Origin of the sequence: Sphingomonas pseudosanguinis, from assembly GCF_052056765.1 — a bacterium.
GTDB lineage: Bacteria > Pseudomonadota > Alphaproteobacteria > Sphingomonadales > Sphingomonadaceae > Sphingomonas > Sphingomonas pseudosanguinis.
The window spans coordinates 672,851-696,822 of record NZ_CP189888.1; the positions used below are offsets into that span (position 1 = coordinate 672,851).

The following is a 23,972-nucleotide window of genomic DNA, read 5'->3' on the forward strand; positions in this document are numbered from 1 at the left end:
GGCGTCTCTCTCAGATGACCCAGGCGCCGGCGTCCGCATCGGCGGGCTTCAGCGTCAGGTCGGGGCGCACCGTGGGGCCGAGCGCGCGGATACGGTCCTTGATATGGGCGGGGCGGGGGCCTTGCTCGGTCGCCTCGGCATCGATCAGATAGGGCACGTTGACCCGGCGCGCGCCCTCTTCGGCGCGCAGGATCGCCTCACCCTGTCCGCCGACATCGACTGCATCCTCGATATGTCGTGACCAGTCGCGCCCCGTCCACCAGACGACATCGCCGGTGCTCAAGTCGTTGCCCGTCAACAGCTTCATGCGCTCATTCCTTCCGCCACGCGGGCCCAACGCGCGAGCTTGTCCTCGGCATCCGACAATTCGACGACCTCGCCGACCACGATGATCGCGGGGCTCTGCACCCGCTCACGATCGACCATCGGGCCGAGATCGGCAAGCAGGGTACGGATCGCGCGGTGACCTTCCAGCGTGCCGCGCTCCAGCACCGCGACCGGCATGTCCGGGGCGACGCCATCGGCCATCAGCTTGTCGGCGATGCCATTGGCGGTCGCCACGCCCATATAAATGACGAGCGTGCGGCCTTGCCCGGCTAGCCCCGACCAGTCCTGATCGGTCAGCCCCTTGCATTGCCCCGGGACGAACGACACCGCGGAGGCGTGGTCGCGGTGGGTGAGCGGCAGCATCGCCTCCGCCGCGCAGCCGAGTGCGGCCGAGACGCCGGGGATCACTTCGACCGGCAGGCCGGCGGCGCGCACCGCCTCCACCTCTTCGCCGCCGCGCCCGAAGATGAACGGGTCGCCGCCCTTCAGCCGCACGACGATCGCGCCGGTCTTCACATGCGCGACGATCAGCGCGTTGATCGCGTCCTGTGACAAAGTGTGCCGCGCGCGCCGCTTGGCGACCGAGATGCGCTGGGCCTCCGGCGGGGCGATGTCGAGCACGCGCGCGTCGATCAGCCCGTCATGGACGACGACATCGGCGGTTTTCAGCGCCTCGACCGCGCGAACGGTCAGCAGGCCCGGATCGCCCGGGCCGGCGCCAACCAGGATCACGCGACCACGCGCGGCAGGGTCGAGAAGGGTAGCCATAGCCTGACAGATGACCCTCCCGGCGCCGCGCCACAACCGAGTGATCCTTGGGGCGGGGGTAGGTTAACTTGGGAGCGTGGGCGCTAAAAAATCGGCATACCGTATATTATATTTGCATAATGATATAAGCTATGTTGAACTCCCCGTTACAGATGAGAGTCGGGGGACGCGTTTAAAATGAAATTTGCTTTCGTAAAGTACGGCATCGGTGTTTCGGTGCTGGCCCTGGCCTGTTCGGGTATGGCAGCGGCGCAGACTACGTCCGCCGCGGCGACGGATACGACGGAGCAGGATCAGGCCGGCACCGTCACGGGGGTGGTGGCGTCGACCGACAAGATCGACGCCAAGGAGCAGAAGGCCGATCCGGGCGATGTGATCGTCACCGGCACGCGCATCGTCCGCCCCAATATGACCAGCAATGCGCCGATCACCACGATCGACTCGACCTTCCTGAAGGAGCGGGGGCTCGCACGGGTCGAGGATGCGCTGGCGCAATTGCCGCAGGTGACGCCGATGCTGGGGCTTCAGGGTCAGCGGTGGGACTCCGGCTCCGCGCCGGTCGGGCTGCGCAGCCTAGGGGGCGGCCGCACGCTGACGCTGCTCAACGGGCAGCGGATGGACAATGACGTCAACATCATCCCCGGCGCGCTGATCGAGCGGATCGACATCATGACCGGCGGCGCCTCGGCGGTGTACGGCTCGGACGCGATCGCGGGCGTCGTCAACTTCATCCTGAAGCGCAAGTTCAACGGCATCGCCTTCGATGGCGAGGTCAGCGGGTATAACCATAACAACAACAACCCGCTGCTGGCGGGCCTGGCGAAGGACGCGGGTTACACCTATCCGCGTGGGACTTATCTCGGCGGCGGCAATTACTTCGCTTCGCTGGCGGCGGGCAAGAATTTGCTCGACGACAAGGTCAATATCAGTGCCTTCGCGACGTATAAGAAGGCGGACCCGATCCAGTTCCGCAATATCGATACGACGAACTGCCCGCTGCTGATGTTCGATCCGAACAATTACGAGGCGGGGAATGTCAAATGGACCTGCGCCGGTACGGTATATAATCCTTATAACTATTTTTATGCCGGCGGGGAGAATCTGACCAATGCGCGCGACGGCTCGCGCAGCTTCCGTCCCTACACCACGGCGGACGAGGTGCGCATCCAGAGCATCGATTCGATTCAACGGCGCAGCGAGACGGTCAATGCCGGCGGTTTCCTGACCGCCGACCTGCCGGCGGGCATGCGGCTGAGCGGCAGCTTCCTCTACAGCAAGATCGTCGAGCGGGGCTTCAACTCGATCGATGGCGGCATGTATACGCCCGGCTCCCCCGTCAATTGCGACAACCCCTTTCTGGGCGCGCAACAGGCGCAGGTGATCTGCGGCGCGGCGGCGGGTTCGACGGCGCTGAGCGACCCCATCGCGCTGTCGCTGTTCCGGCCGGGCATGATCATGAATTTCCGCAATTCCACCGACGATTGGCGCGGCGCGCTGAACCTGGCGGGCATGATCGTCGACAAGATCCGTTTCGAGCTGAGCTATCAGCAGACGCGCAGCATCTATAACGGTATGGCCGATCATCAGTGGGTGCCCGATCAGGCCGAACGGCTGGGGCGTGGCCTTCAGGTGCGCAATGTCGGCGGCGTGCCGACCTGCCTGTCGAAGATCGATGGCAGCGATCCCACCTGCCAGCCGATCGATGCCTTTTCGTCCAATACGTCGATCAGCGATGCGGTCTATAACTGGCTGACCGACGTCGGTGGTCGCCGCCAGCAAAACGACCTGCAGGTCATCAACGGGGTCGTGTCCGGCACGTTGGAAGATTATGGGATCAAGAGCCCCTGGGCCGGCAACGGTATCGGCTTCGCGGTCACCGGCGAGTATCGCAAGTATCGCAACCAATCGACCGGCTATGGCGCTTGGTCGAACTTCACCACCTTTGATGGACGCACCACCGTCAAGGAACTGGGTGGCGAAATCGACATCCCGTTGATCGAGGATCGGCCCTTCTTCAAGGAACTGAGCGTCAACGGCGGCTATCGCATCTCGGACTATGACGTTTATGATTATCTGGTCCATAGCTGGAAGGCGGAAGCCAGCTGGGCCCCGATCGACGGGTTGCGCTTCCGGGGCAGCTATAATCGCGCGGTGCGCGTTGGTGTGAAGGAGCGGTTGGAGGGCGAGAATCGCTACCCCAACACGCCTATGCTCGATCTTTGCGCGCCGCCGCGCGCGACGACCGACACGACCAATGGCGCCAAGCCCCGGCAGCGTTACACCTTCGACCAATGCTCGATCGGTATGACTCGTGCCCAATATGACGCGCTGACCAACTATACGGGTTGCGACTCGCAGGGCTTCTGCCCGACCACTCTGGTCAATGGCGGCAATTCCGCGCTTCAGCCCGAACGGTCGCGCAGCAAGACGCTGGGCGTCGTATTCCAGCCGCGAGGCATTCCGGGATTGGCGGCGACGGTCGACTGGTACGACATCGATATTGAGGGTGCCTTCGAATGGACCCGCATCGGCATGGCGTTCACGCAATGCTACGATAACAAGGTCGATTTCTTCTGCCAATTCTATCAGCGCGACCCGCAGAACGGACGATTGCTGGTCGCCGATGCCCGGTACAATAATTCGGGCTATACCAGGACGCGTGGTATCGATTTCAGCACGACCTATAACCTCGATCCCAAGCGGTTGGGGATCGCCGAGGACATCGGCACCTTCAACCTGAACTTCAACGGCACGCTGACCACCAAGTTCGAGAAGCAGTTCGCCCCGGGCAATACGCCCTGGGAATGCCTTGGCTATTTCGGCTTCACCTGTCGCGATCCGATGCCGCGCTGGCGGCATGTCGCGGGCGTGAATTGGCAGCTGCCCTGGATCAAGGGCGGGTTCGGCTTCACATGGCGCCATATCGGCGGCACCACCAATTCGAAATTGTCGAGCAACCCGGTTCTCGCCGCCCGGCCCGATGAAATCTACAAGGTGGCGCTGCGTATTCCCGCCTATAATTATTTCGACTTCAACTCCAACGTAACGCTGGTGAAGGGGATCGACGTCCGGTTCAACGTCCAGAATCTGTTCGACAAGGACCCGCCGCTGATCGGCACGGACACGAATTTCTCGTCGGATTCCTATTTCAACACCTACCCGACCTATTACACGGTGCGGGGGCGGACCTTGCGGGTCGGCATTTCCGCCCGCTTCTGATCGCGATATGGCCCGGAACCTCGGTTCCGGGCCATTTTTTTGGGGATTTAACGAAGGCCGACCGGGATCGTGGCGGCGGCGCTCTCCGTCTCGGCGCTGGCGACCGGATAGGCGCAATAGTCGGCGGCGTAATAGGCGCTGGGGCGGTGATTGCCCGACCAGCCGATGCCGCCGAACGGCGCGCTCGACGCCGCGCCGTTGGTCGGGCGGTTCCAGTTGACGATACCGGCGCGGATGCCGGTCCAGAACCACTCGTAGCGCTTGCGCGACGGACTGATCAGCGAGGCCGACAGGCCGTAGCGGGTCGCATTGGCCTGTGCGATCGCATCATCGAAATCGGTCGCGCGCGACACTTGCAGGACGGGGCCGAACAGCTCGTCATCGGGGCGCTCGGCGACATCGCCGACGTCCAGGATCGCCGGCGTCAGCAGCGGGCGGTCGGGCGCGATCCGCGCCAGCGGGCGTACCACGCGTGCACCCAAGCCGACGAGTGTGTCGAACGCCGTCAAAAGCGAGTCGGCGGCATCATTGTCGATCACCGGCCCCATGAAGGGCGGCGGCTGGTCGAAGGGCGCGCCGACGATCAGCCGGTCGGTGAGCCCGGTCAGCGCCGCCATCAGCCGATCGTAGAGCCGATCCTCGACGATCAACCGCCGCCCCGCCGTGCAGCGCTGGCCAGCGCTGGTATAGGCCGACTGGACGATCAGCGCGGCGGCGGCGTCGAGATCGGGATCGTCCCAGACGATGATCGGATTGTTGCCGCCCATTTCCAGCGCCAGGATCTTTTCGGGCCGTTCGGCGAACTGGCGGTTGAGCGCGATGCCGGTGCGCGCCGATCCGGTGAAGAGCAGCCCGTCAATGTCCTCATGCCCGGCCAGCGCGCGCCCCTCGTCCGGGCCGCCAATCAATAGCCGCACGACCCCCTCGGGCACGCCGGCGGCGTGATAGCAATCGACCAGAAACGCCGCCGTCGCTGGCGTCTTCTCGGACGGTTTGAAGACGACTGCATTGCCTGCCAGAAGTGCCGGCACGATATGGCCATTGGGCAGATGCGCGGGGAAGTTATACGGCCCCAGTACCGCCATCACGCCGTGGGGGCGATGCCGCAGCGCCATGCGCCCGCCGCCCGGCTGCTCGGTCGAACGCTCGCCCGCGCGCTCGGCTTGCGCGGTGATCGAGATGGCGACCTTGGCGACCACCGTGTCGACCTCGGTCCGCGCCTCCCATGAGGGCTTGCCCGTCTCGCGCGCGATCAGCGTGGCGAAATCATCGGCGCGCGCACGGACGATGGTGGCAAAGCGCTGCAATGTCGCGATCCGTGTCGCCAGCGGCGTCGCCGCCCAGGCCGGCCAGGCGACGCGCGCGGCAGCGACCTCTCGGGCGGCATCGCCGATCGGCAGTTCGGCGATCAGCGCGCCGGTGGCGGGTTCGTAGGTCGACAAATGGGTCATGGCGGAGAGGCTAGGCCGCGGCGGGACCATCGGCAAGCGCCTCGCCCATGGCGCGGACCCGCTCGACCTTCTCGTACAGCAGCGTCCAGTCGTCCTGCTCGGCGATCGGCGCCCAGATCGCCTCAACCTCGTCGATCAGCATCGATTCGGGCGCGCCCCGCCAATAGGCGTGATCGCGCGCGCGGCGGGGGGCATAGGGCTCGATCAGGTCGCGTAGGCCGTTCCACTGTTCGTCATAATGATCGGGCACCTGTCCGCCGAACAGGTCGAAATAGACCTGCGCTATGCTCGCCTGCGAGACACGCAGCGCCCGCTCGAAGGTCTGGACCAGCGCGCGGTCCTCGGTGCCGCCGCGCGGGGTGACGCCCAGCCGCCACAGGATCGCGGTCACGATTTCGGTCTGATAGGTCGTCGCGAACCGATCGAGTGCTGCGATCAGCGGATCGTTCTCCGCGATCAGGCGCAGGCTGGAGGCGAGCTGCATCACGTCCCACTGGATCGCCTCGGGCTGGCGGCCCAGCGCGTAGAGCCCGGTCTGGTCGAAATAGGCGGCGGTGAATTCCGGGTCCCAGGTGGGCGCGAACCGCCAGGGGCCATAGTCGAAGCTCTCGCCCGTCACATTGATATTGTCCGAATTGAGCACGCCGTGCACGAAGCCCGCCGCCATGTACCGCGCCGCCAGCGTCGCGGTGCGTTCCGCGACCAGCGTCAGCAAGCGGACGGGATCGTCCAACTCCTCACCGTAGAAATGGCGCAGCACATATGTCACCAGCCGCCTCATGCCGGCCTCGTCGCGCTCGAACGCGAGGCGCTGGAAACTGCCGATGCGGACATGGCCATGGCTCATCCGCACCATCACGGCCGAGCGGGTGGGGGAGGGCTCGTCCCCCCGGTGCAGCGCCTCGCCCGTCTCGATAATCGACAGCGTGCGCGAGGTGGGGACGTTCAGCGCCTCCAGCATCTCGGTCGCCAGGATCTCGCGCACCCCGCCTTTCAGCGTCAGGCGGCCGTCGCCGAAGCGGCTGTACGGCGTCTGCCCCGAGCCCTTGGTGCCAAGTTCGAGCAACCGGCCATCGGTCGCGACCATCTGCGCGAAGGTGAAGCCGCGCCCGTCGCCCAGATCGCTGTTATATTGGCGGAACTGATGCCCGTGATAGCGTAGCGCGAGCGGCCCCGGCAGCGTGCCGGGCAAGGGGGCGAACCGGCCGAGATGCGTGACCCATTCGTCGTCGGTCAGCGTGTCCAGCCCGATCTCGGCGGCGGCGCGGTCGTTGCGGAAGCGGATGATCGTTTGCGGGAAGTCGGCGGGCGCTACCGGATCGGCGAGGACGTCGGCGATCTCGGTGAGCGTGGTCGCGGGGCGATAGGCTTGCGGGGATAGGGGCATGCCGCGATATGGAGGCGGCACCGGAGGACCTTCAAGCATGACCTCTTATGAGAATCGATATTGGTGGTCGAAAGACGGGTTGCGGCTCCATGCGCGTGACTATGCGGGGGATGACGCGCTGCCCCCGGTCATCTGCCTGCCCGGCTTGACCCGCAACGCCCGCGATTTCGAGGGGCTGGCCGAGGCGCTGGAGACCCGCGCGCGCGTGATCGCGGTCAGTTTCCGGGGGCGGGGCGAGAGCGCCTATGCCAAGGACCCGATGAGCTACGTCCCCCTGACCTATGTCCAGGATGTCGAGGCGATGCTGGACGAGCTGGGCATCGGCCGGTTCGTCGCGGTCGGCACCTCGCTGGGTGGGATCGTGACGATGGTGCTGGCGGCGACCGCGCGCGGGCGGCTGGCGGGCGCGGTGCTCAACGACATCGGGCCGGAGATCGAGCCGGCGGGGCTGGCGCGCATCCGTGGCTATGTCGGCCGCGCGCAGAGCTTTCCCACCTGGCTCCACGCCGCGCGCTGCGTCCAGGAGAATAATGAGGACGTCTATCCCGATTGGGGGATCGAGGACTGGCTGGCCATGGCCAAGCGCACCTATCGCCTGACCAGCGCGGGGCGGGTGGTGCTCGATTATGACCTGAAGATCGCCGAGCCGTTCCGCGTGCCGGGCAGCGAGGCGGGGCCGGACATGTGGGCGGCGCTCGATGCGCTCAACGGCGTGCCGACCCTGGTCGTGCGCGGCGAGCGATCGGACATATTGAGCGCGGATGTCGCCGAGCGGATGGTGCAAGCGCTGTCCCCGTCCGAACTGGTGACGGTGCCGCACGTCGGCCACACGCCGCTGCTGACCGAGCCGGAGGCGCTGGCGGGCATCCACCGGTTGCTCGACCGGGTGGCGGGGTAAGGCCGGTTGCATTCCTCCCCTGCAAGGGGAGGTGGCAGGCCGAAGGCCTGACGGAGGGGTGTCCCCGTCGGAGAGATGGACGTATCCTCACAACCGGGGACACCCCTCCACCATGCTGCGCATGGTCCCCCTCCCCTTACAGGGGAGGAAAATGGGACGGCGATCGGTACGGGCGGTTTTCATCGCCGCCGCCGCCCGCTAATCCGGCGGCCATGGCCCGTCCGCTTCACATCCTCCATCTCCACTCCTCCTTCTCGCTGGGCGGCAAGGAGGCGCGGGCGGTCGCGCTGATGAACGCGTTCGGCGATACCGCGAAGCATACCATCGTCTCGGGGTTGCCCGACGAACTGGGCGCGCGCGATGCCATCGCCAAGGGCATCCGTTACGAGATCGCGCAGGATGCGCCGCCGCTGACCGGCAAGCCCTCGGTCAAGCGGTACGAGGCGATCGCCGCCTATATGCGCCGCTTCGACCTGGTGCTGACCTATAATTGGGGCGCGATCGACGGGGTGATGGCGCGCCGCGTCTATGCCAAGGGCGCGCCGCCGCTGGTCCATCACGAGGACGGCTTCAACGCGGACGAAGCGCGCGGGCTGAAGATCGAGCGCAATATCTATCGCCGCATCGCGCTGTCGGCGGCGGATGCGCTGGCGGTGCCCAGCCATGTGCTCGAAGGGATCGCGCGCACGACCTGGAAGCAGCCGGCCGAACGCGTCCATCGCATCCCCAACGGCATCAACACCGCGCTCTATGCCCGCGACCCCGAACCCAAGGCGATTCCCGGCTTCGTGCGCCAGCCCAAGGAGGTGGTGGTCGGGGCGCTCGCGGGGCTGCGCACCGTCAAGAACCTGCCGATGCTGGTCCGCGCCATGGGCGGCGTGGCCGGCAAGTTCCGACTGGTGATCGTGGGTGAGGGGCCCGAGCGCGCCAATATCCAGCAGGCCGCCGCCGCGATGGGCATCGCCGACCGGCTGGTGATGCCGGGCTTTCTCGACCGACCTTATCGCTTCATCCGGCATTTCGACATCGTCGCGCTGTCCTCGCTGTCCGAACAGGCGCCGATCTCGGTGTTGGAGGGGATGGCGGCGGGCCTGCCCATCGCCTCGCTGCCGGTGGGGGACGTGGCGTCGATGGTGTCGCAGGCCAATCACCAGTTCATCGCCGACCGCGCCAACGAAGTGCGACTGCGCGACGTGATCCAGGCGCTGATGCTGCACCCCGATCACCGCGCCGCCGCCGGGGCCGCCAATCAGGCCCGCGCGCGCGCCGAATTCGACGAAAGCCTGATGGTTGCGCGGTACAAGGCGCTCTACGAACAGGTGCTCGGCCGGCCGGGCGCCCTGGGCTGATCCGGGGGTGCATGTGACGGTGCCGTTAATTCTCCTCGCTTCGCTTTCCTAACACGCTATATGAGGCCCTTTCAGGACCAGAAGGGTACGACGTGTTCAAAGGCTTGAGCCCCATCCTCTATAACGGCCGGGAAGTGTGGCCGCTGATCGAAGGGGGCAAGGGCGTCGCCGCGACGAACCATGCGTCGGCGGGCGCCTGGGCTGCGGCCGGCGGCATCGGCACCGTCTCGGCGGTCAATGCCGACAGCTATGATGCCGAGGGCAAGATCATCCCCCAGATCTACCGCGCGCTGACCCGGCGCGAGCGGCACGAGGAACTGATCGAATATGCCATCGAGGGCGCGGTCCAGCAGGTGAAGCGCGCCTGGGACATTGCCGGCGGCAAGGGCGCGATCAACATCAACGTGCTGTGGGAAATGGGCGGCGCGCAGCGGGTGCTGGAAGGCGTGCTGGCGCGCACCAAGGGCCTGGTTGCGGGCGTCACCTGCGGTGCGGGGATGCCTTATAAGCTGTCCGAGATCGCGGCGCATCACCAGGTCAGCTATCTGCCGATCGTCTCCTCGGGCCGCGCCTTCCGCGCGCTGTGGAAGCGTGCCTATTCCAAGGCGGCGGAATGGCTGGCGGCGGTGGTCTATGAGGACCCCTGGCTCGCCGGCGGTCATAACGGCCTGTCCAACGCCGAAGACCCGTTGCAGCCGCAGGACCCGTATCCGCGCGTGAAGGCGCTGCGCGACACGATGCGCGAGGGCGGGATTTCGGACGACGTGCCGATCGTGATGGCCGGCGGCGTCTGGTATTTGCGCGACTGGAACGAATGGATCGACAATCCCGAGCTGGGCAAGATCGCCTTCCAGTTCGGTACGCGGCCCCTGCTGACGCAGGAAAGCCCGATCCCCGAGGAATGGAAGCAGCGACTGATGACGATCGAGCAGGGCGATGTCCTGCTCCACCGTTTCTCGCCGACCGGTTTCTATTCCAGTGCGGTGCGCAACCCGTTCCTTCGCAACTTGGAAGCGCGTTCGGACCGCCAGATCGCCTTCTCCACGCAGGAAGCGGGCGACCATGTCTTCCAGCTCGACGTGGGCGTGAAGGGCAAGAATTTCTGGGTGACCAAGGGCGACTTGCTGCGCGCGCGCGAGTGGTTCGGCCATGGCTTCACCATGGCGCTGAAGACGCCGGACAATACCTTGGTGTTCGTCAGCCCTGAGGAAGCCAAGGAGATCCGCAAGGATCAGGCCGACTGCATGGGCTGTCTGTCGCAGTGCCTGTTCTCGAGCTGGGCGGACAGCGAGACCAATTCGACCGGCCGCCTGGCCGATCCGCGCAGCTTCTGCATCCAGAAGACGCTGCAGGACATCGCGCATGGCGGCGATGTCGAACAGAATCTGATGTTCGCCGGCCATGCGGCGTACAATTTCAAGCGCGACCCCTTCTACTCGAACGGGTTCGTGCCGAGCGTGAAGCAACTGGTCGACCGCATCCTGACCGGCGACTGATCCGGTCGGCGTCCGACCAAGGAAAAAGGGCCTCTTCCGCCAGTCGGAAGAGGCCCTTTTGATTTAGTCGGCGACGGTGCCGACGACCGCACCCGCCGTGCCGCCCACGGCCGCGCCGCGCTCCACGCTGCCACCGGTCGCAGCGGCCACACCCGCGCCACCCGCGCCACCGATCGCGGCGCCCTTCAGCGTCGAACAGGCCGACATCGCCATGGCGGTCGCGGCAAGGGTCAGGCCAATAGCCAGCTTTTTCATGAGGGTAGCTCCTGTTGAATGACAGGAGGGGGAATGCGGCGGCCCCCAAGCGGTTCCGTGCCGCAACATTTTGACATGGGGCAAGCGAGCAGCGTCAAAGGATCGGGTGAGATCATCGTGGCAGTCCGCCCGTCGTGTAGAGCGCCACGATGATGAAGAGTGGTTCGACCAAGGAGGCCCCGGATTGCTACCGTCATCATGACGATGGCTGCCTCCCCGATCGTCGCCGTTCTTTACCTCAACTTTACGGCATGGATCGCCGTTTTGGTGGAAATCACCAGATATCCGTCCGGCGTCAGTGCCAGATTGCCGCCAAAGGATGTTTTCCACGCTATGGGTGCATTGGCATTGCCCATGTCGATCGCAAAAGTCGCTTTGGAATTCGCGACGAAGATATGGCTGTCCGATACGATGATGTTGCTCGTCAAATTGTCGGCATCGCTGACCTGCATCGACTTCGCCACTAGCCCGGTCGACACGTCGATCATGTCGATAATGGCGCTTGCGGATCGGATGGCGTAGATGAAGCCATTGCGAGTGGCAGGCTGTCCAGTATAGCTGTAGCTGGTCCGCCAAAGCGGCTTGTTATTGTTGAGGGCGAAGGACACGATCGGCAGAGCCTGTCCGGCTGAGTAATTTTCAGAGAATGTAAATATATGACCCGCGCCGTCCAGCATCGGTGCGCCCACATATTCGCCAGAGTAACTGATAAAATTCTTTGTGAAGAACGGGTTTTCTATCGCCTGCAAAACTTTTCCGGATCGGCTGAGGATTAAAAGCGAGCCGGCTTTGAAAAAATACTCATAATCCTGATCGACTGCTATGCTCTCTCCCTCCATGACATAGCCGCCATATTGCGAATTGTCCGCCGTGCGCCATATGCGGTCACCGGTGACCGCATTCGCGGCATAGACAACATTGCCGTAATAGCCAGACGCGAAGTATAGATCATTGCCGACTGGTGTCAGGACGCTGCCTCGACTAAATTGGGCATCATAATTCACGGTGCTGACATAGCCGCCATTGCTGGCATTGATGACCTGCAAAGGCGCCGCGGACGACGTATCGTTCGGCGCCATGGATGCCACCCGACCATTGGCATAGGATGGACCATAGGGCAGCGTGGTTGGATAGACATTGTTGCCGCCCAAATCGAAACCCCATAGCGCGGACCCATCGGACGTCGCGATCGCACGCGTATAGACGTGGCGGTCTGCTTGAACGACATTGTAGAAAATCTTGCCGGACGTCGCTGCTACGGCGCTGGGGGCATTGGGCGTTGTGATGGTCCACGCATCGGCAAAATTGGCAGCGGAGAAGCTGGCGGCGACGTACCCTGTGTGACCGGGATTACCCTGAAAGGTAGACCAGTTTCCGTCTGAGGGAATGAGCGGCGATATCGTGAGCGCGATCGGAGTGGGGGCGGGCGTCGGCGTCGGAGTAGGGGCTGGTGTCGGTGTTGGTGTCGGTGTCGGAACAGGCGTCGGGATTGGCGAGGGAGCGGGGGTAACGGTTATATCGCCCCCGCCCTTTGAACCGTCACCGCCGCCACAAGCGCCAAGAAGAAACAGCAGAGGAAGTGTAGACAGCGTCAGCTTTTTCATGTGCCCCCCGGCATCCAGTAAATAAAAATCCATGCATCTCTTAAGATCATGGAGCGGTCTGTCCATACGAATCCGGCATGTCAGACGGCCGCTATCGGACCAGATTTGTGAAGTCCCCGAAATGCCAGAGAAAAGTTGCCGGGCATATGCGCACGGCGTTGCCTATTGCAAAGCATCCTCCGAACGCTTGCCACGGCACGCCCGCAAAAGAGAGTTACAACCACCCCTCGAGCACCTGATCCGGCGGGCGGTGGCCGTCGGCCCAGCTGCGGATATTGGCGATGACCTTTTCGCCCGAAGCGACGCGGCCTTCGAGTGTGGCCGATCCCATATGCGGGGTCATCACGACATTGGGCAGCGCCAGCAGGCGCGGGTCGATCTGCGGTTCGTGGCGCCACACGTCGAGGCCGGCCCCCGCCAGCCGCCCCGCCTCCAGCGCGTCGACCATCGCATCCTCGTCGACGATGCCGCCCCGGCTGGCGTTGATCAGATAGACATGGGGCCGCATCAGGGCGATGCGGCGGCGGTCGATCAGGTCGTGACTGTCGGCGTTGAGCGGGGTATGGATCGACACGATGTCGACTGCCCCCAGCATCGCGTCGAGATCGGGATACCAATGCGCATCCAGCTCCTGCTCGATGCTGGGCGGCAGGCGACGGCGGTTGTGATAATGGATCGACAGGCCGAAGGCGCGCGCGCGCCGCGCGACCGCCTGGCCGATGCGGCCCATGCCGACGATCCCCAGCGCCTTGCCGCCGATACGGTGACCCAGCATCGCGCCGGGGCTCCATCCCTTCCACGCGCCCGACCGGACGAGCTTCTCGCCCTCGGCCAGCCGGCGTGGCACCGACAGGATCAGCGCCATGGTCATGTCGGCGGTGTCCTCGGTCAGGACGCCCGGCGTGTTGGTCACGATGATGCCGCGTGCGCGTGCCGCCTTCAGGTCGATATGGTTCACGCCCGCGCCGAAATTGGCGATCAGCTTCAGCCGGGGGCCGGCCCCGGCGATCAGCGTCGCATCGATGCTGTCGGTCACGGTCGGTACCAGCACGTCGCAGGTCGCCATCGCCTCGGCCAGTTCCGCCTGGCTCCATTTCTCGTCGCTGCGGTTCAGATGGGTGTCGAACAGCGCGGCCATCCGCTCCATGATGGGATCGGGGAGTTCGCGGGTGACGACCACCCTGGGGTTCAGGCAGCGGCGTGGATCGACCATGGCCAAAGGGATTGGGCCATGCCCGCCGGCCCGTCAACCGGTGATGCGGGCGGCGGCGATCCGGGGATGGAACATGGTTGAAGCGGGACCCCGGCTCGGCGTAGAGCCGGTGCGGGCGGGTAAGCAGAGGAATTGAGAATGCGCAGGTCCATGACCGGACTGGCCGTCATGGCGGTGGTGACGATGGCGGGCCCGATCGCTCCACCCGCCGCCGCCGCGTCCGAAAAGCGGGCCATGCCCTATTATGGCTCAATCGGCGCGTCGCTGGCGCGGATGCGGACCGGCCCGGCGCGCGCCTATCCCGCCAGCTGGACCTATCGCCGTCCCGACCTGCCCGTGAAGGTCGTCGCCGCGTTCAAGGAGTGGCGCAAGGTGCAGGACCCGGACGGCACCGAGGGCTGGATGCTCGCGGTCCTGCTGCGCAACACCCGCACCGCGATCGTGCGGAGCGCCGACCCGCTGCCGATGCGCTCGGCCCCCAGCGACGATGCCAAGACGCTGTGGCGCGCCGCGCCCGGCGTGGTCGGGCGGATCAGCGAGTGTAATGGCGGCTGGTGCCGGCTGGATGTGAAGGGGCAGGCGGGCTTCGTGCCGGTCGGTGCGATCTGGGGCGTGGAGCCGGGGGAGACGTTGCCGTAGGGTTTCTGGCAAGGCCTGAGGCTTGAGGGCCGGGTCCCGTTTTCAGCGAGCGTGATGATCTTGGCACGCCCCTCCCGCTTGCGGGAGGGGATGGGGGAGGGCAGGGCCGCGAGCGATGGTCTCGGTGAGACTCCTCGCCCTCCCCCGGCCCCTCCCGCCTGCGGGAGGGGAGAAGAAGGGGGCATACTCCCGCCTGTGGGAGGGGAGAGAAAGAGGGCATCCTCCCGCAGACGGGTGAGGGAAGAAGGGGCCCTTACATCAGCTCCACGGCCATCGCGGTGGCTTCGCCGCCGCCGATGCACAGCGACGCGACCCCGCGCTTGGCCCCTTGCGTCTCCAGCGCCGACAACAATGTTGCCAGCACGCGCGCGCCGCTGGCGCCGATCGGGTGGCCCAGTGCGCAGGCGCCGCCATGGATGTTCAGCCGGTCGTGCGACAGGTCCATGTCGCGCATCGCGATCATCGCCACCGCCGCAAAGGCTTCGTTGACCTCATAGAGATCGGCATCGCTGGTCGACCAGCCGGCGCGCTCCAGCGCCTTGCGCATGGCGAAGACCGGCGCGGTGGTGAAGCGCGCGGGGGCATGGGCATGGCCGGCATGCGCGACGACGCGCGCGATCGGCGTCAGGCCGAGGCGTTCGGCGACGCTGGCGCGGGTCATCACCAGCGCCGCCGCGCCGTCCGAGATGGACGAGGCATTGGCCGCGGTGATCGTGCCGTCCTTGGCAAAGGCGGGCTTGAGCGTCGGAATCTTGGCCGGGTCGCCCTTAGCCGGTTGTTCGTCCTGGGTGATGAGGGTTTCGCCCTTGCGGGTCTTCACCGTCACGGGCGTGATCTCGCGATCGAACGCGCCCGAGGCCTGCGCGGCCTTGGCACGCTCCAGCGAGGCGATGGCAAAATCGTCCTGCGCACTCCGCGTGAACTGATATTCCTGCGCGGCTTCCTCGGCGAAATGGCCCATCAGCCGGCCGCGCTCATAGGCGTCCTCCAGCCCGTCGAGGAACATGTGATCGTACAGCGTATCGTGGCCGATCCGCGCGCCGCCGCGATGCTTGTGGCTGAGATAGGGTGCGCCGGTCATGCTCTCCATGCCGCCGGCGACGATCATGTCGGCCGATCCGGCGGCCAGCGCCTCGGCCGCCATGATCGCGGCCTGCATGCCCGATCCGCACATCTTGTTGACGGTCGTCGCCTCGACATGCTCGCCCAGGCCGGCGAAGATCGCCGCCTGGCGCGCGGGCGCCTGGCCCAGGCCGGCGGGCAGGACGCAGCCCATGTGGATGCGCTCGATCGCGGCGGGCGCGACACCGGCGCGCTCGACCGCGGCCTTGACGGCGGTCGCGCCCAGTTGCGGCGCGGTCACGTCGGCCAGGCTGCCCTGGAACGATCCCATGGGGGTGCGGGCATAGGACAGGATGACGATGGGGTCCGTCATGGCGGCGATCTCTCTCCGATTTTCTGGTCTTTGCGCCGCGCCTTACGCTGTTTGCCCGTGGCGCGCAAAGGGGCGGGGCGGTAAGGCGGGCCCATGGATTTCGGGACGGGGGATTTCGGGGCGGGATCGACGATCTGGGCCGCATTGTACGGCGTGGCGGGGGCGATCGTCGGGTCGTTCGTGGCGGCGCTGGTGCTGCGCTGGTTGGACGATCGATCGGTACTGACCGGGCGCTCGGCCTGTGACGCGTGCGGCAAGACCTTGCGCGTCCGGGAGTTGGTGCCGGTGCTCAGCGCCCTGTGGCTGCGCGGTCGCTGCGCGCGGTGCGGGGCGCGGATCGATCCGGTGCATGGCCGGATCGAAGGGCTGGGGGCGCTGATCGGTGTCGCTGCGGGCTGGGTGGCGGGGCCGGATGGCTGGACCGGCGCGCTGTTCGGCTGGTCGCTGCTCGCGCTCGGGGCGCTCGATGCGCTGGCGCTGTGGTTGCCCGATCGGCTGACGCTGTGGCTGGCGGGGACGGGGATGATGACCGGCGCATTGGGGTTCGGGCCGTCCTTCGGCGAGCGGATGCTGGGCGGCGTAATCGGGTTCGGGCTGCTCTGGGCCATCGCGGCGGGGTATCGCCGGTGGCGCGGGCACGAGGGGCTGGGCGGCGGCGATCCCAAGCTGCTGGGTGCGATCGGGTTGTGGCTGGGGTGGCGGATGCTGCCGGGGGTGTTGCTGGCGGCCTGTCTGATCGGGTTGGGCTGGGTCGTGGTTCGCCATGGGCTGGGGCGGCGGATGGCGGGGGACGATATGGTGCCGCTGGGTACGCTGCTCGCACTGGCGGCTTATCCCGCCTGGCTGTTGATGATAGGATCGGCGGCATGATGCTTCCCATCCTGCTTGCGCTGGCCGGCATTCAGGCCGCGCCGACCGCCCCCGCCGTGCCGGCGCTCGGCACCCTGCCGCGTCAGGAACTGCCGGCGCGGGGATGCGCCGCCTATCTGTGGTCGGTCCAGGACCAGCGCTTCGTCGCGATGGTCGAGCCGACGCGGCTGCGCATCATGCTCGACGGCAAGGCGACCGATCTGGCGGCGGTGCAGGCGGGCGGGGCGGGCGCGCTCGGCCTGGCGAGCACCACGCGCTATGCGGCCAACGGCGTCGACGCGACGCTGGAGATGACGATCGCCCAGCGCGAGACGTTGCAGGACGGCGCGATCGTCAGCGACGCCAGCCTGCGGATCGCGCGCGCCGGACAGGACGAAATGGTCGTGCCGGTCGGCGGACTGGTGGGCTGCGCGCCGGTATCCCGCTGATCGACAACGGAACCCGCGCGGGCCTTTTTGCGTTCAGGGGCATGTTGGGGGATCGATCCGAATAACGGAAGGCCCTGCGGGAAAGGGGCTTTGAACGGCGTGACGCGACGGATCGGTAGACATTATTGGCTCGCAGTCTCGCTGGTCGCTCCTCTCTCTTTTGCTTCCCCCGCTCATTCGCAACTGACCCAGCCGGGCACCGCACCGGCACGCGGACCCGATCTTCCGCGCGACGTGCGCGAGGGGAATGATCCGCAGGGCAATGCGCCGATCGTGCCCGATGCCGAGTTCAACGCGGCGCTGCCCCCGCTGAGCGGCGACATCAACGCACCGCTCGAATCGATGTCGACGATGCGCGACGGGCAACCGGCACCGGCGACCATCCCGACGCCGCAGACCGCGCCGCCGCTGCCCCAGTCGGCGACCAGCCAGCCGCTCGCCACCGGCGATACGATCGCCCCCGTCGCGCCCGAGGACCCGCAACTCGCCCAGCCGCTGACGCCGCTCGGCAGCTTCGATTCCACCCCGCTCCAGACGGCGGCCGATGTGAAGGGCGACCGCGCGCCCGACATCCGCTACGACATGGAGGTCAAGGGGCTGGCCGAGCTGAACCTCGATGACGAGTTCCGCTCGCTTTCGGCGCTGCGCGACGGCAAGGGCAAGGCGAGCAACGCGACCCAGGTGTCGGCGCGCGCGCGCGAGGACGAGGCGCTGGCCGTCCGGCTGATGAAGTCGCTCGGCTATTATGACGCGGCCGCGATCTCGACGCTGCAACGCCCCGGCCAGGGTGAGGATCAGGGTGGGGATGAGGCGGGCCGGTTGAAGGTCGTGCTGACCGCGACACCGGGGCGGCTCTATCGCCTGTCGTCGATCACGGTGAATGCGCAACCGACCACGCCGTCCGACCTGATCCGCTCGAACCTACCGCTGAAGGTCGGCGATCCGATCGAGGCGGCGCGTATCCAGGGCGCCGAGGCCAATGTCAGCCTGGTCCTGCCGCAACGCGGCTACCCCTTCGTCAAGGTCGGCGAGCGTGACATCCTGCTGGAGGATCAGGGGCCGGAGCCGGTCGGCGCCTATACGCTGCCGGTCGATACCGGGCCGCGTTCGTCCTTCGGACAGCTCACGACGACCGGCGACGCCGTGTTCGACCTCGGCCATCTGAACATCTTCCCGCGTTTTGAGGAAGGCCAGCTCTATGATTCCCGGCTGACCGACGATCTGCGCAACGCGCTGGTTGCGACCGGGCTGTTCAACGGCGTCGGGGTCGAGCCGAAGCGGACCGGCCGCATGAACCCCGACGGCACCGAGGCGATCGACCTGCAGGTGACGCAGACCAAGGGGCCGGCGCGCACCCTGTCGGGCGAGGCGGGCTATTCGACCGGCCAGGGCGTGCGCGCGCAGGCCAGCTTCACCCACCGCAACCTCTTCCCGCCCGAAGGCGCGCTGATCGCCTCGGTGATCGCAGGTACGCAGGAACAGGGGCTGAGCGGGACGTTCCGCCGCTCCAATGCCGGGCGGCGCGACCGGACGTTCCAGGTGATCGCCTCGGCCAGCCACCAGAATTACGATGCGTTCGATGCGTTCATCGGCACCGTCGCCTTCCGCTGGAGCTATGACTCGACGCCGATCTGGCAGAAGAAGTTCACCTATGCGTTCGGTGGCGAGCTGACCGGCACGAACGAGAGCGTCTATGACTTCACGGCCGGCGAGCGGCGGCGCGGCACCTATGGCATCGCGGCCATTCCGGGGCAGGTCGTGTTCGACCAGTCGGACGATCTGCTCAACCCGACGCGCGGCTATCGCCTGAAACTGAATCTCAGCCCCGAGACCTCGGTGCGCGGCGCGGTGCGCCCCTATGCGCGCACGATGATCGAGGGGACCTTCTATTATCCGCTGAACACCAGCCTGGTGATCGCGGGCCGCGCGCGGGCGGGCGCGATCTTCGGGATCGAGCGCGACGATCTGGCGCCGTCGCGGCGCTATTATGGCGGCGGCGGCGGATCGGTGCGCGGTTACGGCTTCCAGCGGCTGGGGCCCTTCGATCCGCAGGGCAATCCGGTCGGCGGGCGCAGCCTGAACGAGTTCGCGCTGGAGGCACGCTATCGCTTCGGCAATTTCGGCATCGTGCCGTTCGTCGATGCGGGCAACAGCTATGACAGCACCTTCCCCACGGGCAAGGACCTGCGCTTCGGCGCCGGCATCGGCGGGCGCTTCTATACCAATTTCGGGCCGTTGCGCGTCGATGTCGCGACCCCGCTGAACCCGCGTCCGGGCGACGGGAAGGTGGCCCTGTATATCTCGATCGGGCAGGCATTCTGATGGCGGACGAACAGGGCATGTCGCCGGAGTCTGCAACCACGACCGAGACCGTGGTGGTGCGTCGCCCGCTGTGGCAGCGGGTGCTCAAATGGATCGGTATCGCGATCCTGGGCCTGATCCTGCTGGTCGGGGCGATCATCCTGGGGATCAACACCGATCCGGGTCGCCGCTTCGTCGCGGACCAGCTGGGCGGCTATACCACCGCCTCGGGCCTGAACATCAAGGTCGGGCGGATCGAGGGATCGCTTTACGGCCGGATGAGCCTGGTCGATCTGCGGGTCAGCGATCCCAAGGGCGTGTTTCTGTCCAGCCCGCGGCTGAACGTCGACTGGCGGCCCTTCGCCTATACGAACAACCATATCGACGTCCGCTCGCTGAGCGCCGACCTCGTCACGCTGGCGCGGCGGCCCGAGCTGAAACCGACGCCGAGCGATCCCAATGCGCCGCTGCTCCCCGATCTCGACATCGATGTGAACCGGTTGACGCTCAAGCGCTTCGTGATCGGTGCGCCGGTGACGGGGCAGCGCCATGTGCTGGCGATCGACGGCAAGGTTCATATCGCCGACCGCCGCGCGCAGGTGACGGCCAGCGCCGACGCGCTGCGCGGACCCGGCGTGGCGGGTGGCGACCGGCTACGGCTGGTGCTCGACGCGGTGCCCGATGCCGACCGGCTGGCGGTGGACGTCAAGCTGACCGCGCCGACCGGGGGCGTCGTCGCTTCGATGGCGGGGCTGAAGGCGCCGCTGACCCTGTCGGTCGATGGACGCGGCGGCTGGAAGGCGTGGCAGGGGCGCGCGATCGCGACCCTGGGCGGCGGTCAGCTCGCGAATCTGAACGCCACCGCGCGGGACGGACATATCGAGGTGCGGGGCGTCACCCGGCCCGGCCTGTACCTGGAAGGCCCTGTCGAACGGCTGACGGCGCCGGCATTGCAGGTGGCGCTCGACACCACGCTCAATGAGCGGCGTGCCGATACGCGGATGAAGCTGCGCTCTTCTGCGCTGCTGGTCGATGCGGGCGGTCTGATCGATCTGGCCAACAGCCAGTTCGGCAACTTCGCGGTCGATGCGCAACTGCTGACGCCCGGTGCCATCGCCCCGAACCTGACCGGTCGCGACGTGCTGGCGCGGGTGGTGCTGAACGGTGCGTTCGCGACGCCGACCGTGGATTACAAGGTCCGCGCGGCCGCACTCGGCTTCGGCGAGACCTCGGTCCAGAATCTCTATGCCGAGGGTCTGGCCAAGGTGAATGCCGACCGCATCCTGGTTCCGGTCAAGGCGCGCGCCAAGCGGATCGCGGGGCTGAACGCGGCGGTCGGCGGGCTGACCAACAATGTCGCGATCGAGGGCGATTTCGCGATCGCCATGCCCAATATCCTGTCGGACAATCTGCGCATCCGATCGGACAATATTGACGCGACGGCGGTGGTGGTCGCGAACCTGTCGACTGGCCGCTATACCGGTGCGCTGAAGGGCCGGGTCAACAATTACCGGGTCGAGAGCATCGGCATCATCAACCTGACGACCGACGCCGATCTGGTGGCGACGCCCGGCGGCTTCGGGATGAAGGGCCGCGTGGTCGCGCAGACGCAGCAGATCTTCAACGAGGGCGCGCGCAACTTCCTGGGCGGCAACGCGATCGTGCGCGCCGATGTCGAATATAGCCCGCAAGGCATCGTGACCTTCAGCGGCCTGCGCCTGACCGCGCCGCAATTCCGCGTGACGCGGGGTTCCGGCCGCTATGATCCCGCGACCGGGGCGGTGGCGGTGTCGGCCGATGCCTATTCCAACCAATATGGCCCGCTGACCGCTCGGGTGACGGGGTCGCAGACCAATCCGGTGGTGGTGCTCAGCGCCCCCCGGCCGGGCGTCGGCGTCGGGCTGGCCAATCTGCAAGCGCGGATCGTCGGGCAGAACGGCGCCTATGCCGTCAATGCGCGCGGCGATACGAACTACGGCCCGTTCACCGCCAATGTGCTGGTCAGCACCGGGCGGCAATTGGCGATCGATGTCCGCAGCCTGGTCTTTGCCGGGATCAACGCGACGGGCCGCGTGGTGCAGACGGCGGCGGGGCCGTTCGCGGGTGCGCTGCAATTCGCCGGGCAGGGGATCAACGGCCGCGTCCAGCTCGCCGATCAGGGTGGCAACCAGCGCGCCGACATCGCCGCGCGCGCCTATAATGCGCGCATCCCCGGCATGGTCGACTTCACCATCGGCCGCGCGATCGTGAATGCCAGCGTCGTGATGCTGCCCAACGCGCCGCAGATCGTCGCCGATGCGCAGCTGGCCGATACGCGCTATGGCGAGATCGTCATCCAGTCGGCGCGTGCCAAGGTGAACTATACCGGCGGGCGCGGCACGGCGCAGGCGGTGCTGACCGGATCGTCGAGCATTCCGTTCAACGTCGCGCTGAACGCGCGCCTGTCGCCCAACGACTATCTGGTCGCGGCGCAGGGGCAGGCCAACGGCATCCGCTTCCGCACCGCCAATCCGGCGCGCATCCGGCAGGATCAGGGCGCATGGCGTCTGTCGCCGACCCGGATAGATTTCGGTCGCGGTTCGGTGCTGATGGCCGGTTCCTATGGCAATGGCCTGAACGTGCAGGCGCGGCTCGACAAGCTGCAGATGTCGATCCTCGACGCCTTCGTGCCCAATCTCGGCATTTCGGGGCAGGCGAGCGGCGCGCTGGACTTCGTGCAGGCGCGCGACGCCAGCTTCCCGACCGCCGAGGCGCGGCTGACCATCGCCAATTTCCGGCGCACCGGCCTGTCGGCGGTGTCCGAGGCGGTGGATGTGGTGTTCGCCGGCCGGCTCGTCCCCGATGGCGGCGAGGCGCGCGCGCTGATCCGGCGTGGGCAGACGGTGGTCGGCCGCATGGTCGCCAGCCTACGGCCGCTACCGCCCGGCAATGGCGGCTGGGTCAACCGGCTGATGCAGGCGCCTCTGTCGGGCGGCATCCGCTATAACGGCCCGTCCTCGGTGCTGTTTTCCTTCGCGGCATTGCCCAATCAGCAGCTCAGCGGACCGATCGCGGTCGCCGCCGATTTCGGCGGGCGCGTGTCGTCGCCGCAGCTGAACGGCCTGATCCGCGCCGACAATCTGACCTATGACAACGAGGCCTATGGCACCCGCCTGACCAACATGCAGCTGGCGGGCCGCTTCAACAACGACCGGCTGGAGATCACGCGGCTCCAGGCCAAGGCGGGCGAGGGCAGCATCCAGGCGCAGGGCTCGATCGGGCTGGCGGCGGACAGCGGCTATCCCGTCGATCTGCGCGCGCAGCTGAACAATGCACGGCTGGCCGACAGCGACGCGCTGGCCGCGACGACCAGCGGGACGATCCGCGTGACCTATGGTCGCGACGGCGGGCTCATCAAGGGCGACCTGACCGTCCCCAACGCCCGCTATCAGATCATCCGCCAGGGCCAGGCCGAAGTGCCCGAGCTGACCGGCGTGCGGCGGCGCAGCGAAATCCGCACACCCCGTCCGACCGATCGCCCGGCCCCGCCCCAGCCGGCGGGCCTCTTCCGCCTCGACCTGCGTGTCCGCGCCGACAACCAGCTGTTCGTGTCGGGCATGGGGCTGGAGTCGGAATGGGAGATGGATCTGCGCATCGGCGGCACCAGCGCGGCGCCGACGATCAATGGCGGGCTGGACCTGGTGCGCGGCACCTACAGCTTTGCCGGCAAGCGGTTCGAGGTGAACCGGGGCACGGTGCGCTTCCGTGGCGGCGCGCTGACCGATCCGGACATCAATATCCAGGCGACGACCACCACCGATGGCATCACCGCGGTCATCAACGTGACCGGAACGGGCCAGCGGCCGCAGATCAGCTTCACCTCGACCCCGAACCTGCCGCAGGACGAGGTGCTCAGCCGGCTTCTGTTCGGCACCAACCCGGAGAATCTGTCGGCGACCGAGGCGATCCAGCTGGCCGCCGCGCTCAATTCACTGCGTGGTTCGGGTGGCGGGCTGAACCCGCTGGGCAAGCTGCGCTCGGCGACCGGGTTCGACCGTCTGCGCGTGCTGGGCGCCGACGAGGCGACCGGACGCGGCACCAGCCTGGCGGCGGGCAAGTACCTGACCGACAATATCTATGTGGAGATCGTCACCGACGCGCGCGGCTTCACCGCCACGCAGTTGCAGATCGCGCTGACCCGGACGCTCAGCCTGCTGACCCAGACCGGGTCGTTCGGTGGCTCGGCCGGATCGCTGCGCTACTCGCGGGACTTCTGAGGCTTTGAGCCACCCTCACCCTTCCGGCGCTGACGCGCCTCCCTCCCTCTCCCACCGGGAGAGGGAAGGGGCCCGC

General features: G+C 66.7%; 17 protein-coding genes. 9 read left to right on the top strand and 8 right to left on the bottom strand.

The features are described 5' to 3' along the window. Positions 1–10 precede the first annotated feature (10 nt). Both ACQHGV_RS03060 and cobA read right to left on the bottom strand, forming a co-directional pair. Entirely contained in the window at positions 11–307 is a 297-nt protein-coding gene (locus ACQHGV_RS03060; RefSeq protein ID WP_183953000.1) for a DUF2849 domain-containing protein, read from the bottom strand. Further along, on the bottom strand, positions 304–1,095 hold the full coding sequence (gene cobA / locus ACQHGV_RS03065) for a uroporphyrinogen-III C-methyltransferase (RefSeq protein ID WP_440979382.1): 792 nt from the start codon (positions 1,093–1,095) through the stop codon (positions 304–306). Before cobA ends, ACQHGV_RS03060 begins: the two co-directional genes overlap by 4 nt. A gap of 177 nt (positions 1,096–1,272) precedes the next feature. Between cobA and ACQHGV_RS03070 the strand changes: the two genes are divergently transcribed. Then, positions 1,273–4,314 carry a TonB-dependent receptor domain-containing protein gene (locus ACQHGV_RS03070; protein WP_440979383.1) on the top strand — a complete coding sequence of 1,014 codons (3,042 nt, stop codon included), beginning with the start codon at positions 1,273–1,275 and terminating at the stop codon, positions 4,312–4,314. Between the two features lie 47 nt (positions 4,315–4,361). Here the strand turns inward: ACQHGV_RS03070 and astD are convergent, their stop codons facing one another. Both astD and ACQHGV_RS03080 read right to left on the bottom strand, forming a co-directional pair. Next, complete coding sequence (astD, locus tag ACQHGV_RS03075; protein ID WP_440979384.1) at positions 4,362–5,765, bottom strand: succinylglutamate-semialdehyde dehydrogenase; 1,404 nt, start codon at positions 5,763–5,765, stop codon at positions 4,362–4,364. A gap of 10 nt (positions 5,766–5,775) precedes the next feature. Then, on the bottom strand, positions 5,776–7,152 hold the full coding sequence (locus ACQHGV_RS03080) for a protein adenylyltransferase SelO family protein (RefSeq protein ID WP_440979385.1): 1,377 nt from the start codon (positions 7,150–7,152) through the stop codon (positions 5,776–5,778). Between the two features lie 37 nt (positions 7,153–7,189). On the opposite strand from ACQHGV_RS03080, the gene ACQHGV_RS03085 reads away from it, so the two are divergent. The 3 genes from ACQHGV_RS03085 (at position 7,190) to ACQHGV_RS03095 (ending at position 10,895) form a co-directional block, all read left to right on the top strand. Beyond that, positions 7,190–8,050 carry an alpha/beta fold hydrolase gene (locus ACQHGV_RS03085; protein ID WP_440979386.1) on the top strand — a complete coding sequence of 287 codons (861 nt, stop codon included), beginning with the start codon at positions 7,190–7,192 and terminating at the stop codon, positions 8,048–8,050. A 212-nt stretch (positions 8,051–8,262) separates the two neighbouring features. Continuing rightward, positions 8,263–9,399 carry a glycosyltransferase gene (locus tag ACQHGV_RS03090; protein WP_440979387.1) on the top strand — a complete coding sequence of 379 codons (1,137 nt, stop codon included), beginning with the start codon at positions 8,263–8,265 and terminating at the stop codon, positions 9,397–9,399. Positions 9,400–9,491: 92 nt separating this feature from the next. Next, positions 9,492–10,895, top strand: coding sequence for an NAD(P)H-dependent flavin oxidoreductase (locus ACQHGV_RS03095; protein ID WP_440979388.1), 1,404 nt, complete (start codon positions 9,492–9,494; stop codon positions 10,893–10,895). A gap of 63 nt (positions 10,896–10,958) precedes the next feature. On the opposite strand, the gene ACQHGV_RS03100 is transcribed toward ACQHGV_RS03095, so the two are convergent. The 3 genes from ACQHGV_RS03100 to ACQHGV_RS03110 all read right to left on the bottom strand — a co-directional run bounded on the left by ACQHGV_RS03100 (position 10,959) and on the right by ACQHGV_RS03110 (position 13,967). Beyond that, positions 10,959–11,150 carry a hypothetical protein gene (locus tag ACQHGV_RS03100; protein WP_183952992.1) on the bottom strand — a complete coding sequence of 64 codons (192 nt, stop codon included), beginning with the start codon at positions 11,148–11,150 and terminating at the stop codon, positions 10,959–10,961. A 233-nt stretch (positions 11,151–11,383) separates the two neighbouring features. After that, positions 11,384–12,787 carry an outer membrane protein assembly factor BamB family protein gene (locus ACQHGV_RS03105; RefSeq protein WP_440979389.1) on the bottom strand — a complete coding sequence of 468 codons (1,404 nt, stop codon included), beginning with the start codon at positions 12,785–12,787 and terminating at the stop codon, positions 11,384–11,386. A gap of 181 nt (positions 12,788–12,968) precedes the next feature. Then, positions 12,969–13,967: a 2-hydroxyacid dehydrogenase gene (locus ACQHGV_RS03110; RefSeq protein ID WP_440979390.1), complete on the bottom strand. Its 999-nt coding sequence runs from the start codon at positions 13,965–13,967 to the stop codon at positions 12,969–12,971. Positions 13,968–14,105: 138 nt separating this feature from the next. Between ACQHGV_RS03110 and ACQHGV_RS03115 the strand changes: the two genes are divergently transcribed. After that, positions 14,106–14,606, top strand: a complete 501-nt coding sequence (locus ACQHGV_RS03115) for an SH3 domain-containing protein (RefSeq protein WP_440979391.1) — start codon at positions 14,106–14,108, stop codon at positions 14,604–14,606. Positions 14,607–14,859: 253 nt separating this feature from the next. On the opposite strand, the gene ACQHGV_RS03120 is transcribed toward ACQHGV_RS03115, so the two are convergent. Next, positions 14,860–16,041 carry an acetyl-CoA C-acyltransferase gene (locus tag ACQHGV_RS03120; protein ID WP_440979392.1) on the bottom strand — a complete coding sequence of 394 codons (1,182 nt, stop codon included), beginning with the start codon at positions 16,039–16,041 and terminating at the stop codon, positions 14,860–14,862. A 93-nt stretch (positions 16,042–16,134) separates the two neighbouring features. Here ACQHGV_RS03120 and ACQHGV_RS03125 point away from each other — a divergent pair, with 93 nt between their 5' ends. The 4 genes from ACQHGV_RS03125 (at position 16,135) to ACQHGV_RS03140 (ending at position 23,896) form a co-directional block, all read left to right on the top strand. Then, positions 16,135–16,911, top strand: coding sequence for a prepilin peptidase (locus tag ACQHGV_RS03125; protein WP_440979393.1), 777 nt, complete (start codon positions 16,135–16,137; stop codon positions 16,909–16,911). Continuing rightward, positions 16,908–17,339, top strand: coding sequence for a hypothetical protein (locus ACQHGV_RS03130; RefSeq protein WP_440979394.1), 432 nt, complete (start codon positions 16,908–16,910; stop codon positions 17,337–17,339). The genes ACQHGV_RS03125 and ACQHGV_RS03130 overlap by 4 nt, the downstream gene beginning before the upstream one ends. A gap of 234 nt (positions 17,340–17,573) precedes the next feature. Beyond that, the gene (locus ACQHGV_RS03135; RefSeq protein WP_440979395.1) at positions 17,574–19,661 is read left to right on the top strand and encodes a BamA/TamA family outer membrane protein; all 2,088 of its coding nucleotides are present in this window, start codon (positions 17,574–17,576) and stop codon (positions 19,659–19,661) included. Then, entirely contained in the window at positions 19,661–23,896 is a 4,236-nt protein-coding gene (locus ACQHGV_RS03140; protein WP_440979396.1) for a translocation/assembly module TamB domain-containing protein, read from the top strand. The genes ACQHGV_RS03135 and ACQHGV_RS03140 overlap by 1 nt, the downstream gene beginning before the upstream one ends. Positions 23,897–23,972: the final 76 nt, after the last annotated feature.